We start from the raw sequence: 15,178 nt of genomic DNA on the forward strand, positions 1-15,178 counted from the left end.
TCCGAGATCGATATCCAGGGAGTTGAGATGAAAATCAGCATTATCGGGGGTGGCCCAGGCGGCTTGTACACCGCACTTCTGACAAAAAAGGCGCGTCCTGATTGGGAGATTGAGGTTTATGAGCGCAATCAGGCTGACGACACGTTCGGGTTCGGTGTTGTGTTCTCTGATGAGACGCTGGATGAATTTCTAAGCCGGGACCAGCCTGTTTTCGAAAGGATCCGTGATAAATTCGCCTATTGGGATGACGTTGCCGTTCATTTCAAAGGAGAGGAAATGCGCTGCGCCGGGAACGGGTTCTGTGGAACCTCGCGCCAAACCCTGTTGACCATCCTGCAAGAACGCTGCGCCGAGTTGGGCGTGAAGATGACCTTCGGCATTGAGGTTGACGCAGCGAACATCCGCACCCAATTTGCCGATTCCGACGTAATCGTCGCGGGCGATGGGGTAAATTCAGCACTTCGCGAGGCCAACAAAGACGGGTTTCAACCAACAACAAAATGGCGCAGTAACCGGTTCTGCTGGATGGGATCGACCCGCCCGATGGGGGAATTCAACTATTTCTTCCGCGAGACTGAACATGGCCACATGGTCGCCCATTGCTATCAGTACGAAAAAGAGCATTCGACCTGGGTGTTCGAAATGGACGAAGCCACATGGCAAGGCCACGACTTCGAAGAATTTGACGAAGAAGGCTCAAGGGCCAAGTTGGAAGCAATCTTTGCCGAGGAACTGAACGGGCACCGCCTGCTTCTGAACCGCTCAAACTGGCGCAACTTCCCGCGCGTGTTCTGCGAAAACTGGTTTGTCGATAACATCGTCATTCTCGGTGACGCCAAGGCCAGCGCCCATTTCTCGATCGGATCAGGCACCAAACTGGCAATGGAATGCGCTATTGCTTTATCCGACGCGCTACTGGAGCACGCCGAGGACGATGTGCACAAGGCGTTCCAAGCGTATGACGACGCGCGCCGCACGCCCTGCCAAATCATACAGCACAACGCCGATGTATCTTTGGCCTGGTTCGAACATATGAGCCGATCCTGGGATATGGAGCCATATCAGTTCGCGATGGTGGTGATGTGCCGCGCCAAATCCATCACCTATGACAATCTGATTGTACGAGACCCCGAATTTGTCCGCAAAGCTGACGACGAATGGTATGCCCGCCATCTGCGCGAAACCGGCGAGGATCTGACCAAATCCCGCCCTACCCCGATGTTCTCTAAATTCAAGCTGCGCGAGATGGAGCTTGAGAACCGCGTGGTTATGTCACCGATGGCGCAATATAGCTGCGATGATGACGGTGTGCCCAATGACTGGCACAAAGTGCACTATGTCGGTCATGCACATGGCGGTATGGGGATGATCTATACCGAAATGACTTGCCCGTCGGCGGATGCCCGCATTACCCAAGGTTGCCCGGGCATATGGAACGACGAACAGGAAACCGCGTGGAAAGGCATCGTGGACATGATCCACGCGACCTCAGCCGCGAAAGTCACCTTGCAAATCGGGCATGCCGGTCGCAAGGGATCAACCCAGCTAGGCTGGGAGGAGATGGACAAGCCGCTAAAGGACGAGGCAGCGAATTGGCCGTTGGTATCCGCGTCTTCGATCCCGTGGTTCGATGGGCTAAGCCAAATACCGGCAGAATTGGACCGAGCCGGGATGGATCGGATTAAGGCCGATTTCGTAAAAGGCGCCGAGCGAGCGGCACGTGCCGGGTTTGACATGATCGAGCTCCACTGTGCGCATGGCTATTTGCTGGGATCGTTCCTGTCTCCGCTCACCAACATCCGGTGTGACGATTATGGCGGAAGTCTGGAAAATCGTATGCGTTACCCGTTGGAAGTGTTTGAGGCCATGCGCGACGTGTGGCCGTCCGAACGGCCCATGGCAGTGCGGGTGTCAGGCACGGACTGGAAAGAAGGCGGGCTGACCGAAACGGACCTGATTGGCATTTCAGTAGCGTTCCGCGATGCGGGCTGTGATCTGATCGACGTTTCCGCCGGCCAGACCATCCCGGATCAAGAACCCGTCTACGGCCGTATGTTCCAGGCTCATCTGGCTGAAACGGTGCGCAACGTGCCCAAGATTGCCACTATGGCCGTGGGTGCAATCACCGAAGGCGCACAGGTTAATACCATCCTGCACACCCGCCGCGCGGATCTGGTCGCGATTGGCCGACCGCATATGTGGAACCCGTTTTTCGCGCATCAGGCTGCTGCTTGGTACGGTGCTCTGAACAAAAAAACATGGGCGAAGCAATACGAAAGCGGCGCCATGCAGGTTTTCCGCGAGGCTGAGAAGAACCGTGAAAAGATGCTTGAACTGCAACGCAAAGCAGCGCCCGGCCGCCACACCAAAACGGTGTGATCACCGGTCAACAGGGGGGAAAGGTGTGCCGCATATCTACCGCGGCTTTCTGCGCAACGCTTTGCTGTCATCACAAGAAGTGCAGATCGCAGATGGGAAATGGATCTTCCCTCGGAATCTGATGACGTGACCGTTCTGAGACCAGACCAAGAAAGCGCATTGCAAGTCCGGGGGACATCAGTGTTTGGCGATTACCTCAATCGGCTGGATGAAACTGAACGCGCATTTGACGCCGATGGCTGGTTTGCAATCGGCGATCTGACAATGATTGATGCCGACAGTTTCATGACCATCACCAGCCGAAACAAGGAATTCATCAACCGGGGTGACGTAAAATACAACCCGGCAGAGGTCGAAAAAAAGCTGGCTGATAAGCAGACTGAATTCTCGCTGAGCCTTTTAGGTTCGCTCCAGATGCGTCGTTTGACGGACAGTCATGAAAACTCGGCCAAGTTGATCAGCCTGACGAAACGCAACAATTGCAGCAAGGCTTTGAACATCGCGCGCGAAGCACGTGATATGCGCTGTGGTAACGGCGTGAACGACGAATACCGGATCATACAGCATGTGATGAAACTTGAGGCGGTGAACACATATGAAGGAACGCATGATGCGCACACGCTGATACCGGGCCGTGGCCCGTCAGGGCTGCAAGCGTTCCAGTAACAACTCGAAAACCAATGAAACAGCCCTTCCGATATGCGCCTGCATTGAGGAAGATACCGTTAAACTGAAAATGGGTTTGTCCATGCCACTGACTCTGAAACGCCAGAACAATATAGCCATCGTGACAATAGATAACCCGCCGGTGAACGCCGCTTCACACGCAGTTCGGCAGGGCTTGCTGGATGTCTTACAGGAAACGGAACGAGACCCTAACGTTCAAGCGGTTCTGCTGACCTGCGCGGGACGGACATTTGTAGCTGGTGCCGATATACGGGAATTCGGAAAACCCCCGGTAGAACCGCATCTGCCGGATGTTTTGCGCTTGATTGAAGCGGCTCAAACACCTTGGGTGGCGGCTCTTCACGGATCGGTGCTCGGTGGCGGCTTGGAGCTGGCAATGGCCTGTCGATACCGCGTGGCTAACGTAGGAGCGCAGTTGGGCCTTCCCGAAGTCAATCTGGGTCTGATCCCCGGCGCTGGCGGAACAGTGCAATTGCCCCGTCTTGTTTCCGCGGAACTTGCGCTGGAATTGGTTGCTGGTGGCAAGCCCATAAAGGCAAAGGCCGCATTGCATGCCGGGTTGATCGACGCGCTAACAGAAGGTGCACTTACGCCTTTTGCACTGTCCTTTATCGATAATCTGGCGAGTCATCCGGTCCGGCCCTCAACGCTTGGCAAAGCAGTGAACCTCCCCGTTGATCAGGCTGCATTTGACGAAAAGGTCGCCAAAGTTACCGCACGAGCAAAGGGACAGAAATCACCGGTGGCAGCAGCACAGGCCATTAGCAAAGGGTTCAACCTGACCGTCGAAGAGGCGCTGCAACAAGAAAGAGAGACCTTTCTTAAACTCAAAGATGACCCTCAATCCGCCGCACTTCGTCACATATTTTTTGCAGAACGCGGAACCATATCTCTGGAACGCCTGAAAGGTCAGAAACTCGCGCAAATTCAAACCGTCGGGGTCGTCGGCGGTGGGACTATGGGGGCAGGCATCGCCGCGGCATGCTTGCTGCGGGGGGTATCAGTGGTTTTGGTTGAACGTGACGATGACGCCGCGCAGGCGGGGTTCAAACGCACTGCAGATATCCTTGCGGGCAGCTTATCCCGAGGATTGGTCTCGCAGCAGAAACATGACAAAATGCTCGATAGCTTTACGGTTTCTGCAGAAAACGCTGCTTTTGCCCATGCTGATCTGGTCATCGAGGCCGTCTTTGAGGATTTCGAGGTTAAGGCAGAAGTCTTCTCAAAAATCGAGGCGGTTGTGCGCCCTGACGCGATCATAGCGTCAAACACGTCTTATCTGGACGTCAATGCGTTGTCACAGACATTAAAGCATCCCTCACGAGCAATCGGGCTGCATTTCTTTTCACCGGCACATATCATGAAGTTGTTGGAGATCGTGGTACCCGATACCGTGTCCGACGAAGTTCTGGCCAGCTGTGTGGCCTTTGGCAAGCAATTGGGCAAAATCTGCGTTCTGGCAGGTGTTTGCGATGGCTTTATCGCCAACCGTATCATGTCGGCGTATCGCCGCGAATGCGAATACATGCTGGAAGACGGTGCACTGCCTTGGGAAATTGACGAGGCCATGCTTGCGTTCGGGATGCCCATGGGCATCTACCAGATGCAGGATCTGGCCGGGCTTGATATCGCGTGGGCCATGCGCAAGCGCCAGGCAGCGGAAAGGAAATCGGACGAACGCTATGTCGATATCGCCGACAAACTGTGTGAGATGGGCCGGTTCGGACAAAAATCGGGACGCGGATGGTACATCTATGACGGCAAATCCCGAACGCCTGATCCGGAAGTCCAAGCACTTATCCTGTCCGAATCCAGTCGAAAGGGGATCACCCGAACTTCCTTCAGCCCTGATCAGATCATGTCCCGCATCCTTGGCCGCATGCAAACGGAAGGTCATGCAATTTTGAACGAGGGCATCGCCCAACGGGCCGAAGATATCGACGTAGTTATGATCAACGCGTTCGGATTTCCCCGCTGGAAAGGCGGCCCGATGTTTATGGAAGGTTTATCGGGAGCCTGAAATACATCAGCGGCCCAAAAATCTGGCCGCCGGTTGTTATGCATGTGTTCTGAGTTTCTTTGGATCGTAGATTGGGTTTTCGACAACGGTTGCCGTTGTTTCAAAACCATCGCCGCTTAAGTTCAAAACAGTTCCGGTAGCGATCCCAGGTTTGATATGCGCCAGCGCCAGCGATTTGTTCATCCGGTGTGAAAAACATGGGCTGTTTACGACGCCCACCTCTTTACCACCCAGCGCCAGTGTTTCACCGCCTGCGACCATGTCGGAATGATCGATATCCAGGCAGACGTTGTTAACGACTTCGTTGCCTTTTGCAGCCAGCGCCGCCTCTTTTCCGCGGAAATCGCCTTTGTTCTTGCTGATTGTGAACTCAAGACCAACCTCGGACGGTGTGTTGTCTTCGGTCATGTCATAGCCATAAAACAACAGACCGGCTTCGATCCGAACCTTGTCAAGCGCAGTGAACGAACAAGGCATGACGCCGGCATCTACAAGCTTGTCCCAGATATCGCCTATCGCCGATGCGTCAGCAAAGATCTCATACCCGCGTTCGCCCGAATATCCAGTGCGCGACAAGCGGCAAGCGTGGCCGAATAGTCTCGCAGGAGCGTGCTGAAAATACCCAAGGTCAGTCAGGTCAATGTCGCAATTGGCGTTCAAGATATCCATGGATTTGGGGCCCTGAACCGACAGGTCATGCAGGTCGTCAGTGAATTCCAGCTGTACGTCCCGTCCTTCGGCCGATGCCTCAAGCAACGCCATCGTGTCGCCGGACCCATGGACGATCATCCATTCATCGCCACCGTTGTTCGAAATGATCGCATCATCGGCAATGCCGCCCTTATCCGTCAGAACACAAAGATAAGCCGCCGACCCCGGAGCGATACGGCTTGTGTTACGCGTGGTCAGATGGTCAAGAACCAAGGCTGCGTCCGGGCCGCGCACGAACACCTTCTTAAGCGGCGACATGTCAAACATGCCTGCGGCCTCACGAACTGCATCGTGTTCATCATTGGGATCGGTTTTGTATGTCCAGGCCGTGCCCATGCCGTTCCAATCCTCAAGCCCGGAACCCAAAGCCGTGTGGCGAGAGGCAAGCGCGGATGTGCGGCTTAGTTCTTCTGTCATGGTCAATCCTTTCTAGTACCATTCGTCGGCTGCCGATGCCTTGCGCGTGGCAACGAATTCCTTCAGCGCCGTGCATACGGATTCGTCCATCGGCGGTGGCGTGTAATCAGTCAGCATTTGCTTCCACCGCGCTGTCGCGCGTTGATCCGCCGTCATGCTGCCATTCTCGCTCCAGGTCTCAAAAGGGCCGGCCTCGGGAATGTCGGGTTGAAAATTCGCGGTCGCGTAATGCCGCAGGGTGTGCTGGGTAGACAGGAAATTTTCACCCGGCCCCGTCTCAAGATACGCGTCGCGACCAAAGGCTTCGTCATCCGTTGTGAAGCCCTGCAACAACGTCATCATCGCCCCGCAATGGTCCAGGTCCATGATGAATTTCTCGTAAGACATCACCAGCCCGCCCTCGAGCCAACCTGCCGAATGCCAAACCTGGTGCGTTCCCGAAAGCAAAGTGGCCCACATTGCAGCGGTACTGTCTTGCATGGCCTGGCCGTCCGGCGCGTTTGAGCCGGAAATCTGCCCTCCTCCGGACCGAACCGGAACACCCAGACGACGTCCAAGTTGCGACACAGCCATCGTTGCAAGATTGGCCTCGGGCGATCCGAATGTCAGCGCCCCGGATTTGAGGTTCATCGTAGAATGAAAACTGCCAAAGACGACCGGGCAGCCCGGACGAACCAATTGCGCCAACGCAATGCCGACCATGCCTTCGGCAAGTGTTTGGGCAGCAACCGCAGCTGGAGAAAGCGGCCCCATCGCGCCCGCAAATATAGCGGGCGAAATACAGACGCACTGATTGGACGCCGCATAGACCCGCAGCGCACCAGTCATCGTAGCATCGTAGATCAGGGGCGAATTGACATTGATATTGCCCTGCATCACCACATTTTCTTCCATGAAGTCAGTGCCAAAGACGATGCGGGCCATGTCGATGCTGTCCTGCGCACGCTCGGGCGAAGTCACGCCGCCCATGAAGGGCTTGGTCGACAAGGTCAGATGCGCAAACACCATATCAAGGTGTCGCTTGTTGACCGGAATGTCCGTCGGCTCGCAAACCGTACCGCCAGAGTGATGCAACCAAGGCGTAGAGTAAGTCATTTTGACAAAGTTTTGAAAGTCAATCAGCGTTGCATAGCGCCGACCATTCTCCAGATCGCTTACAAAAGGCGAACCGTAACCCGGCATCAGTACAATGTTGTTTCCACCAAGGGTCACAGTGTTGGCTGGATCGCGGGCATGAAGCTTAAACTCCGCGGGAGCGGTTGCACATAGCTGCCGTGCCAATCCCGGGACAAACTTGATCCGCTCGCCTTCCACCGAGGCACCTGCTGCTGCCAGCAGATCAAGTGCTGCAGTGTCGCCTCGAAATTCGACGCCGATGTTTTCCAGTATCCAATCGGCCTGCGCCTCGATCGCCAAGAGCGCATTGTCGTTCAGCAGTTCAAAGACCGGGATTCTTCGTACACGGGGCGAAACAACGACTTGAGCATTCGATTGGCGCGACGATCGACCCCGTCTGACCGCCCTCCGCAAATTGGGCTGCACCGACACGTCTACGTTTTCCAAACCGGATGCCTCCTGTCAAAGTCCCCGAGCGGATTTTGTTCTTCTGGGCTGCTACGGCAATCGAAATTATCTTTACGTGTCGTTCAAAATTTTTAAACATACCTGGCATGCTAATCACGTTCAGGCATTACGATACGCTGCGCCTATTTGTTGAGGTCGGCCAACATCGCAGCTTTTCCGATGCGGCCGAAATTTTGAACATGACCAAAGGCGCGATCAGCTACCAGATAAAAGTTCTGGAAGCTGACTTGGGTGTGAAGCTGTTCGAAAGATCACCACGCGGAGCCGTTCTGACTGAAGAAGGCAGCAGGCTTATGACGCTCGCGCGTCCTCTCTTTCGGAATATCGAGGCGGAACTGGCGACCTTCAAAGGCGTCAATACAAATCAACTCACTGTTGGGATGTCGAGCTATTTCGCCTCTCGCTGGTTGTCCCCTCGGCTTATGGAGTTCATGCAGGAACACCCGGACATCCAGCTTCGCATCCAACCCATGACGCAATTGACCGATCTGGAGCGCCAGGGGGTCGATCTTGCAATTCGCTGGGGAAACGGGGCCTGGGATGATGTTGAGATTGAACCCTTCATGCCAATGCCAAGCTGGCCTGTCGGAAATCCCAAAGCGGCTGAAAAAGTTCAAAGGATCGGCCTGAAGCGCGCCTTTTCAGAATTCACTCTGTTACGTGATCACGACGGTAGCACCGCCTGGTCCGAGTGGCTTGCATCAGCCGGTCTGCCAGATCAAACACGCAAGGACACACTGATTATTCCCGACCCTAATGTCAGGGTGCAAGCTGTCATTGATGGTCAGGGTATCGCATTGAACGACGCCTTGGTTATGCGCGAGCTGGAAGAAGGAACACTTGTTCGCCTGTCTGATGTCGAACTCCAGTCGTACGGTTATTTTCTGGCCAGACCCCGGCGTGCGAAACATGCGGAATCCGTAGACGCTTTCATTCATTGGCTGCACCGGCTTTGATTTCGTAACAAACTGAAAAATAAATAAATAGTTGAACACATCCATGTTTCGGGTGGGGAAAATCAGCATATTTCCTTGGATTCGTTTTCGGACATCCACGACTGTAACCTTTGTGAAAAAGAGAAGCCCGCCGGAAGCACAGCTCCAAGTCTTTTTTGCTTCGGCTTCGGCGAATTTTACTGACAGCGAAGTGTCGCAGATGATCCGGAAAGGTCAGTTATGACTCGCAACCCGTCCGTTTCGGCAATTCGCAGAATTGCACGCAGTTGCAGCGCGATAACTGCACTCAGCAAAATCTTCGCGACGAAACCCATGCGCTGACCCAACCTGCGTCAATGTCAAAACTCTGTAGTAGAACCGTCAGCAAAGATATCTGCAATTTTAACCAGTCTGGGTGATTTCACACCGCTTACGTTGTGGCATCGTAGCTTTGACCGGGTAGGAAATTCTATTCGTTTTTAAATTATTGGCTCCGTTCCTTTGTGCTGGCAAATTGTTTTTATATTGGGGCGCCTACCCGGTCATCTAGCTTGTTCAATGAGCGATCCAATTGGATCACCTCGTATGGCCTGGAGAAATTCAATACCGAAAATGGACTTTTACCTTATGCTGCCTGCGGCGGCCGATACGTTTGGTCCAAGCAGGGCTGAAAGCCCCTGAGCCCACCGATCTTGAATTTTCTCAAAATGTTAACGCCGTACCGTCATAGCTCCGGTGAATGTGGAACGCTGAAATGACCGATGAAAAAAACTCGAAGGGAACAGATTGCTGTCTGCACTCAGCAATATCCCGACCGACCTTTTCTTGGGCTTCCTATTCTGCGTGGTGACGTTCATCGTATCGCTTATAGCCTTGTTTTGTATTACATTTGTTGTTGGCAGCATCCCATTGATTTGGTTCTTCCTAGAATGTGCAGGTACGTTTGGGGTAGGTCTAGGAGCCTGGTTCCTGAAGTCGTACGGTTCGAACGATACGTGGTTGAGGCAGAATTTTGCCAGCTATCGGAACAGCTTGCAGTCTGATTAAGAAAATTTACGACCACAGCGTTGGGCTGATATTCGAATTCGCGCAGACTGGAACCCAATAGACGGCTCGGTTCGTGATCCTCTAGTTCAATGCCTTAGTCCTGTTGGCCGGTGCCTATGCCTGGCAGTTTACACGGATTTACACTGTCGCCGCGCCCAAGGATCAAGCGGCCCTGCCCGACAGAGTGCCGGCCCCGATACGCTTGCAATACGATGTCCTGAGCTGCGCTCGAACACACGGGAACGAAGAATACCAAACTTCTGATCCGCCAAAACAGCGCGAGTACACGGCAAAAGGGGCATGCTCTATGCTGGCTTGGAGCCTGCCGATTATCAAAACTTCTGACATTTTCCCGATCGTCGAGCTTATCATCGGCGCGCGGCATGGGGCGGAGATGACGCGGTTGAAGTTCAACCCCAATGCGCCTCACCAATCGTCATTTATCAGCTCAACCTTTATGAGTCAGGTGCGAAACGTCTGCAACGAAATCCGCTGTTGTCGTCTGCCCGGCGCCGAGAAAGTTTGATTGTTCCGAAATGACAAGTATGATGCTGCTTGAATTATACGGTTTTTTGTTAACATCAGGCAACTTGTCATATGAAGGATCCAGCCGTTGCCGAGATTATTCTTCAGGCTTACTCTTCCGCCCATGAGCCCGCTGCCTGGGCAGAAGTACTGAATCGTCTTACCGAGCGCTATAATGCAAATGGGGTAATTATCTGGGAGTGGTGCGGTCATGGCGTTTCCCGCATACTCCGACCCGTCATGTTCTCCAGTTATTATCGGCGCGAAGCTCTTGAGGACTACATTAAGCGACATCAGAAATCTGAGTTTTCCGACCAGCTGGAATTCGAACAAATGTCGCTGCAATATGGCCACTTGGCGCCAGATCGGGTTGAACTTGTCAGCGAGCAGGACCTCTACCCAGTCGAAGACGAGTATCTCGCAGCGCCCCATGTAAAGGAAATGCTAAGCCATGGAATCCGCCATCGCTATGGGGCTCTTCTAGATCGCGACAATCCTTTTCGCTCTCGATTTTCTTTACAGACGAGTGAAGAACGCGGCCACCTTGCCCCCGAGGAGGTGGCAGAATTGGCAGCCGTCCTGCCGCATTTAGCGAAGTCGATGGAACTGTCGAACGCCCTGAACGCGTACAAATCCGAGCACGCCGTATTTCTTAAGGCCTTCGACCGCTTGAACGTTGGGATTTGTATTCTCGATGCCGGTTCACGCGTGGTCGCAAAGAACGAGGAATTCAACCGACAACTGAATGAGTTTGATGCATTTTGGCTGTCCAGAGACGCCAGGCTGGTTTTGCATGATCAAGCCGACCGGGGCCGCTTTGACGACCTTCTGCAGGATTTTCGAAATCATGGAGCATTTGGCGCGCGGCCGCGAAAGGAAGCCATTCTTGTCAACACTCGGGGCAAGGCTGGCGCGTTGTGTCTCGAACTGCTGCCGCCCACCGATCTTTTGGAAGAGGGAACAACGCACAATCACCTTGCCGTTCTCATTAGCAGAGACACGTCTCTTCCTATCCAGGTTGACGTGAAAAGCGCCAAGAACGCGTTTCAGCTTACGGGCGCCGAGGCGCAGGTGTTGGAACTTGTGTGCAGCGGACTGACCAATCCAGCCATCGCCGAACAGCGGGACCGCTCGGTCGAAACTATCAATGCGCAGGTCAAGACGGTTCTGGGAAAGACCGGCACGGCAAACCGTACGCAATTGGTGCGCTTGATGTGCAATTTTCCTCAAGTGATTTAGCTGGCGGGTGCATGGGCCAGCATCCCCATATCTGGGGATGACAGGTCGCATGCAACACGTAACTTGTTATGAAAATTTGAAAAATGGGAGAATACTAGAAGGGGGGATTTTCACTGTGGAGGACCAGAAGAACAAGGTCAGTCAAAAAAAATCCGGATCTGAGCAGCTAATCGAACGGGTGGTGATCACTCTTATTGCAGTTGGCAGGCTTCTGGGGCTGGTCTGGGCGCCCAAATCACGCCACGAACGGGATTATTCGGATGCTGCAAAAGTCCCGGACGGCGCGGACGACGCATTTGTCCCTGTCACGGAATTCAGAGACCCGGATGAGGGCGAACTTTTTAACGACGTCATGATTGCGTTTTCCCAGGACTGTCTTGCCTATGCAAAAGGCAGCGGCAATGACCCTGATCATGAAGACAAACACTGGGGATATACGAAAGGGTTGGTTGAAGGCACCCTGGACATTACCGACGTTCAGAACCTGCCCGAGGAATGTCAGGTCGGATTGTTCCAGAGCAATGGCACTTACGAGGTCATTGCCCGGCCCAACTTTCTGAGAGACAAAGAATTAATCAAGGTTAGCCGGCTGTCGCTCAAGATCAAAACCGGTTTTGACGTACCAAATGTCTACACGCTGGACCACACAGCGCCTGAACTGGATTTACTTTTCTCTGAAGGTATCCGCCAAGGGGATACAGAAAGCAGAGATCAAGACGGGCAAGGTTTCTTTTTTCGGGATGCACGTCAGTTACGTTATTTGACCGGATTTGCGAGCAGACCGGTCAAGTCGGCGTTTTCACTGCTGCAAAAATCGAATGGCGATGTCTTTTTGTGCCAGCGCGCCATCATGTCTTCCGCACTGGATCGGCTTTATACCGCACAACAGTCTCGGAAAAATTGGGCGGAAAAGGACTACTACTCAGCTGGACCGTACAGGCTGGGTAATGTCCTTATAAAATACGCATTGCGCACCCGTCAGGAAAGCCAGGCGTCGACACGCTCATCAGGATCGGGCTCGCCGGCAAAGGATCAAGGCGCGTGGTTCAACGAGTGGCAAGTTGCGGGCGAACCTGCGATTTTCGATTTGTGTATCCAGGTTGCAAGATTTGGGGCAATTCCAACGCCAGCCACAGGGCAAGGAAATCCGTGTAAGGCAGTCATGGCGACCGAATTTACCGATTTGGTCTGGGATGAAGATATCTCGGAATTCCAGACGGTCGGCACATTGACGCTGCAACCTGCCTCTAACCGCTCGGACCCCTGGTATTTTGCCGGGCGCGATCGCTGGTATCCTAGGCACGTACCGCAGGTTCCGGCTCTGCGCTTCAACGCATGGAATACGCTTCCAGACATGGAGCCAGTGGGGCAGTTGTTCCGCGCCCGTAAGCAAGTGCACGTCCATCACCGGGAAACGCGTTTGCGTCATACATTCAACGCGCAGAACGACCCTCAGGCATTTTGCCCGTTCCTCCGGCCACCCTAGACTTCAACCCGTCGCTCCAACGGATCTGCGCCCAACCCGGATTTACTCTTCCAGAGTTTCCCCCGGCCCATTCGCGACCAACCGAAACAGGAACAGGCAGGAGGTATTTCGATGAATGATTTTACCTACGGCATTAAAGCGTACTTACATAGCAATCGCAGCTATCCCCTGGATGTCCTGCGCAGTATTTGGGATGCGCTGAAAGCTATTGTTAAAGTTCCCTGGGTTATCGTGAGCATTGTGGTTTCGCCGCTCTTATCCATCCTGGCGGGGCTAGTTAAGAGGTTTGCGCCCGGCCTTTGGCAACGACTATTGCGCCCGGTCTGGGTTCGCAACTTATTCTCGCGCTTCACAATTGGCGTGTTCGGAAACGTTACTCCACCGCGCCCGCATGCGTTTTCAATGCGAAAACCATACCCTCATTGGACGGGTATGGTGGCCCGCAATTGGACAGGTCGACACCTCCCGCCACAAATGGGATCCGAGCGTACCCGCCCAAGCCTTGACGAACTTGAGCACCTTTTCCTTCGACCCGTACCCACAGGCGCACAGATTGACGATGTACGCTCCAACCTGCTGTTCGCATCTTTTGCGCAGTGGTTTACAGACAGCTTTTTGCGTACCTCACATAAACTCCGATATGACAGTTCGGGAAACACGCAGGTCACACCTGACGGGACCTTGCGGAGGGGCCGACTTGAAGTTCAGCAGAATGGGCAGGCGCGTTATCGGCCGGACCACCACAGAGAGCGTGAAAACGACTCAAATCACGAGATCGACCTCTGCCAGATCTATGGCATGAATTCGGAGCAAACAAAGATCCTGCGGTTTTTGCCTACTGACAGCGGTTACGATGCAAGTTTGCACAAAGGCACCCTGAAATCGCAATGGATCAACGGTGAGGAGTTTCCGGCCAAGCTGCTGGAGGACGCACCTGCCGTCCCGAAGGATCAAAAAGACACAAGGCCTCGAACGCCTCTGAAATTTGATCCAAAGTTTGTCGATCTTTACGAGGACGAGAAACTGCTGAGAACGATATTTGCAAGCGCGATCAACAATCCTGAAGGGTATAACTCGTTGTTTGCCTGCGGATTAGAGCACGGAAACTCGACGCTTGGGAATTCACTCTTCAACATACTCTTTCTGCGACATCATAATCTGGTCGCGCGCAAAATCGCCGAGGGAAACCCCACCTTTGATGATGACGAGGTTTTCGAAAAAGCCCGCAATGTCATGATCGTTCTACTGCTACAGATTGTGATCAGTGACTACGTTCGGCACATTTCACCTTTGGATCTACCCTTCAAGGTACCCCCAAGATTTGACCAGGGCCAAGATTGGTACCGTACCAACCGGATTCATTTCGAGTTCAATCTGCTTTATCGTTGGCACTCGTTGATACCGGATGTCTTTCCGTTTCTGGATGATCAAGATAAACCTGCCCGGAATTTCGCGAGTTTCCGGCACAACAACGCATGGCTGACTGACAAAGGTTTAAAGTCTGCACTTAACCACTTTGTCGAAACGCCAGCTGGAAAGATGACTTTGGGCAATACGCCTCAAGCACTTCGCCTTGTTAAACGCGGTACACTTAAGCTAATGCGCGCGGCCGACCTTGCGGGGTACAATGATTACCGGGAACGGTTCGGACTTCATCGGGTAAAAAGCTTCGAAGAAGTGACAGGCGAAAAGGTTGTCGCCGCGGCCTTGAGGGATCTCTATGACGACAAGATCGACGACCTTGAGTTCTATGTCGGCCTCGTCGCCGAGCGACACATACCTGGCGGAATTATGGGCGCCCTGATGTTCACCATGGTCGCGCATGACGCTCTGACCCATGCTCTGACAAACCCGTTGCTGGCCAAAGAGATGCACGTCAAACTCCGGAAAGATATGGAACCCGGGGAACACGTATTCACCCGCCAAGGGCTGAAGTTCATTCGCGACGTCGAAACTCTGCATGCCTTGGCCGCCAATGTCGTATCGGACTTGGATAAGGACCGGCCTATCAGCTTTCGCAAGTCATGAGGCCACGCCTCTTCAGAGCCGACATATGTTCAAAGTACAGCAAAATACAATTTGAGCTCGGAGTTGCCACTCTCTGTGACCAGTTCATTTGGCTGGTGGCAGGTCGCATTGGTGCTTCAT

At 53.6% G+C, this 15,178-nt stretch carries 10 protein-coding genes; 8 read left to right on the plus strand and 2 right to left on the minus strand.

Annotated features, from left to right (window positions below; translation table 11 throughout):
* The first annotated feature begins 27 nt into the window (after positions 1-27).
* The 3 genes from ACR0AK_RS16885 (at position 28) to ACR0AK_RS16895 (ending at position 5,086) form a co-directional block, all read left to right on the plus strand.
* Positions 28-2,379 carry an oxidoreductase gene (locus ACR0AK_RS16885; RefSeq protein ID WP_480794197.1) on the plus strand — a complete coding sequence of 784 codons (2,352 nt, stop codon included), beginning with the start codon at positions 28-30 and terminating at the stop codon, positions 2,377-2,379.
* Between the two features lie 99 nt (positions 2,380-2,478).
* Positions 2,479-3,045 carry an acyl-CoA dehydrogenase family protein gene (locus tag ACR0AK_RS16890; protein ID WP_480794198.1) on the plus strand — a complete coding sequence of 189 codons (567 nt, stop codon included), beginning with the start codon at positions 2,479-2,481 and terminating at the stop codon, positions 3,043-3,045.
* A gap of 82 nt (positions 3,046-3,127) precedes the next feature.
* On the plus strand, positions 3,128-5,086 hold the full coding sequence (locus ACR0AK_RS16895) for an FAD-dependent oxidoreductase (protein ID WP_480794199.1): 1,959 nt from the start codon (positions 3,128-3,130) through the stop codon (positions 5,084-5,086).
* Positions 5,087-5,122: 36 nt separating this feature from the next.
* Here ACR0AK_RS16895 and ACR0AK_RS16900 read toward each other — a convergent pair whose 3' ends face one another.
* Positions 5,123-6,214, minus strand: a complete 1,092-nt coding sequence (locus ACR0AK_RS16900; protein WP_480794200.1) for an aminomethyl transferase family protein — start codon at positions 6,212-6,214, stop codon at positions 5,123-5,125.
* A 12-nt stretch (positions 6,215-6,226) separates the two neighbouring features.
* Positions 6,227-7,777, minus strand: coding sequence for a trimethylamine methyltransferase family protein (locus tag ACR0AK_RS16905; protein WP_480794201.1), 1,551 nt, complete (start codon positions 7,775-7,777; stop codon positions 6,227-6,229).
* A gap of 107 nt (positions 7,778-7,884) precedes the next feature.
* Between ACR0AK_RS16905 and ACR0AK_RS16910 the strand changes: the two genes are divergently transcribed.
* From ACR0AK_RS16910 to ACR0AK_RS16930, 5 genes are all read left to right on the plus strand, one after another.
* Positions 7,885-8,754, plus strand: coding sequence for a LysR substrate-binding domain-containing protein (locus ACR0AK_RS16910; RefSeq protein ID WP_480794202.1), 870 nt, complete (start codon positions 7,885-7,887; stop codon positions 8,752-8,754).
* Positions 8,755-10,087: 1,333 nt separating this feature from the next.
* The gene (locus ACR0AK_RS16915) at positions 10,088-10,306 is read left to right on the plus strand and encodes a hypothetical protein (RefSeq protein ID WP_480794203.1); all 219 of its coding nucleotides are present in this window, start codon (positions 10,088-10,090) and stop codon (positions 10,304-10,306) included.
* Positions 10,307-10,377: 71 nt separating this feature from the next.
* A complete protein-coding gene (locus ACR0AK_RS16920) occupies positions 10,378-11,544 on the plus strand; it encodes a helix-turn-helix transcriptional regulator (RefSeq protein WP_480794204.1) in 1,167 nt (388 codons plus the stop codon).
* Positions 11,545-11,659: 115 nt separating this feature from the next.
* Complete coding sequence (locus tag ACR0AK_RS16925; protein ID WP_480794205.1) at positions 11,660-13,030, plus strand: catalase family protein; 1,371 nt, start codon at positions 11,660-11,662, stop codon at positions 13,028-13,030.
* 111 nt (positions 13,031-13,141) lie between these two features.
* The gene (locus ACR0AK_RS16930; RefSeq protein WP_480794206.1) at positions 13,142-15,058 is read left to right on the plus strand and encodes a peroxidase family protein; all 1,917 of its coding nucleotides are present in this window, start codon (positions 13,142-13,144) and stop codon (positions 15,056-15,058) included.
* The last annotated feature ends 120 nt before the right edge of the window (positions 15,059-15,178 follow it).

Source organism: Ruegeria sp. BI12, assembly GCF_056537985.1.

Bases quoted from the DNA above. Each gene is read 5' to 3' on its own strand.
- ACR0AK_RS16915 (WP_480794203.1), top strand. From the start codon at position 10,088: ATGCTGGCTTGGAGCCTGCCGATTATCAAAACTTCTGACATTTTCCCG.
- ACR0AK_RS16900 (WP_480794200.1), bottom strand. From the start codon at position 6,214: ATGACAGAAGAACTAAGCCGCACATCCGCGCTTGCCTCTCGCCACACG.
- ACR0AK_RS16890 (WP_480794198.1), top strand. From the start codon at position 2,479: ATGGATCTTCCCTCGGAATCTGATGACGTGACCGTTCTGAGACCAGAC.
- ACR0AK_RS16895 (WP_480794199.1), top strand. From the start codon at position 3,128: ATGCCACTGACTCTGAAACGCCAGAACAATATAGCCATCGTGACAATA.
- ACR0AK_RS16930 (WP_480794206.1), top strand. From the start codon at position 13,142: ATGAATGATTTTACCTACGGCATTAAAGCGTACTTACATAGCAATCGC.
- ACR0AK_RS16910 (WP_480794202.1), top strand. From the start codon at position 7,885: ATGCTAATCACGTTCAGGCATTACGATACGCTGCGCCTATTTGTTGAG.
- ACR0AK_RS16885 (WP_480794197.1), top strand. From the start codon at position 28: ATGAAAATCAGCATTATCGGGGGTGGCCCAGGCGGCTTGTACACCGCA.
- ACR0AK_RS16920 (WP_480794204.1), top strand. From the start codon at position 10,378: ATGAAGGATCCAGCCGTTGCCGAGATTATTCTTCAGGCTTACTCTTCC.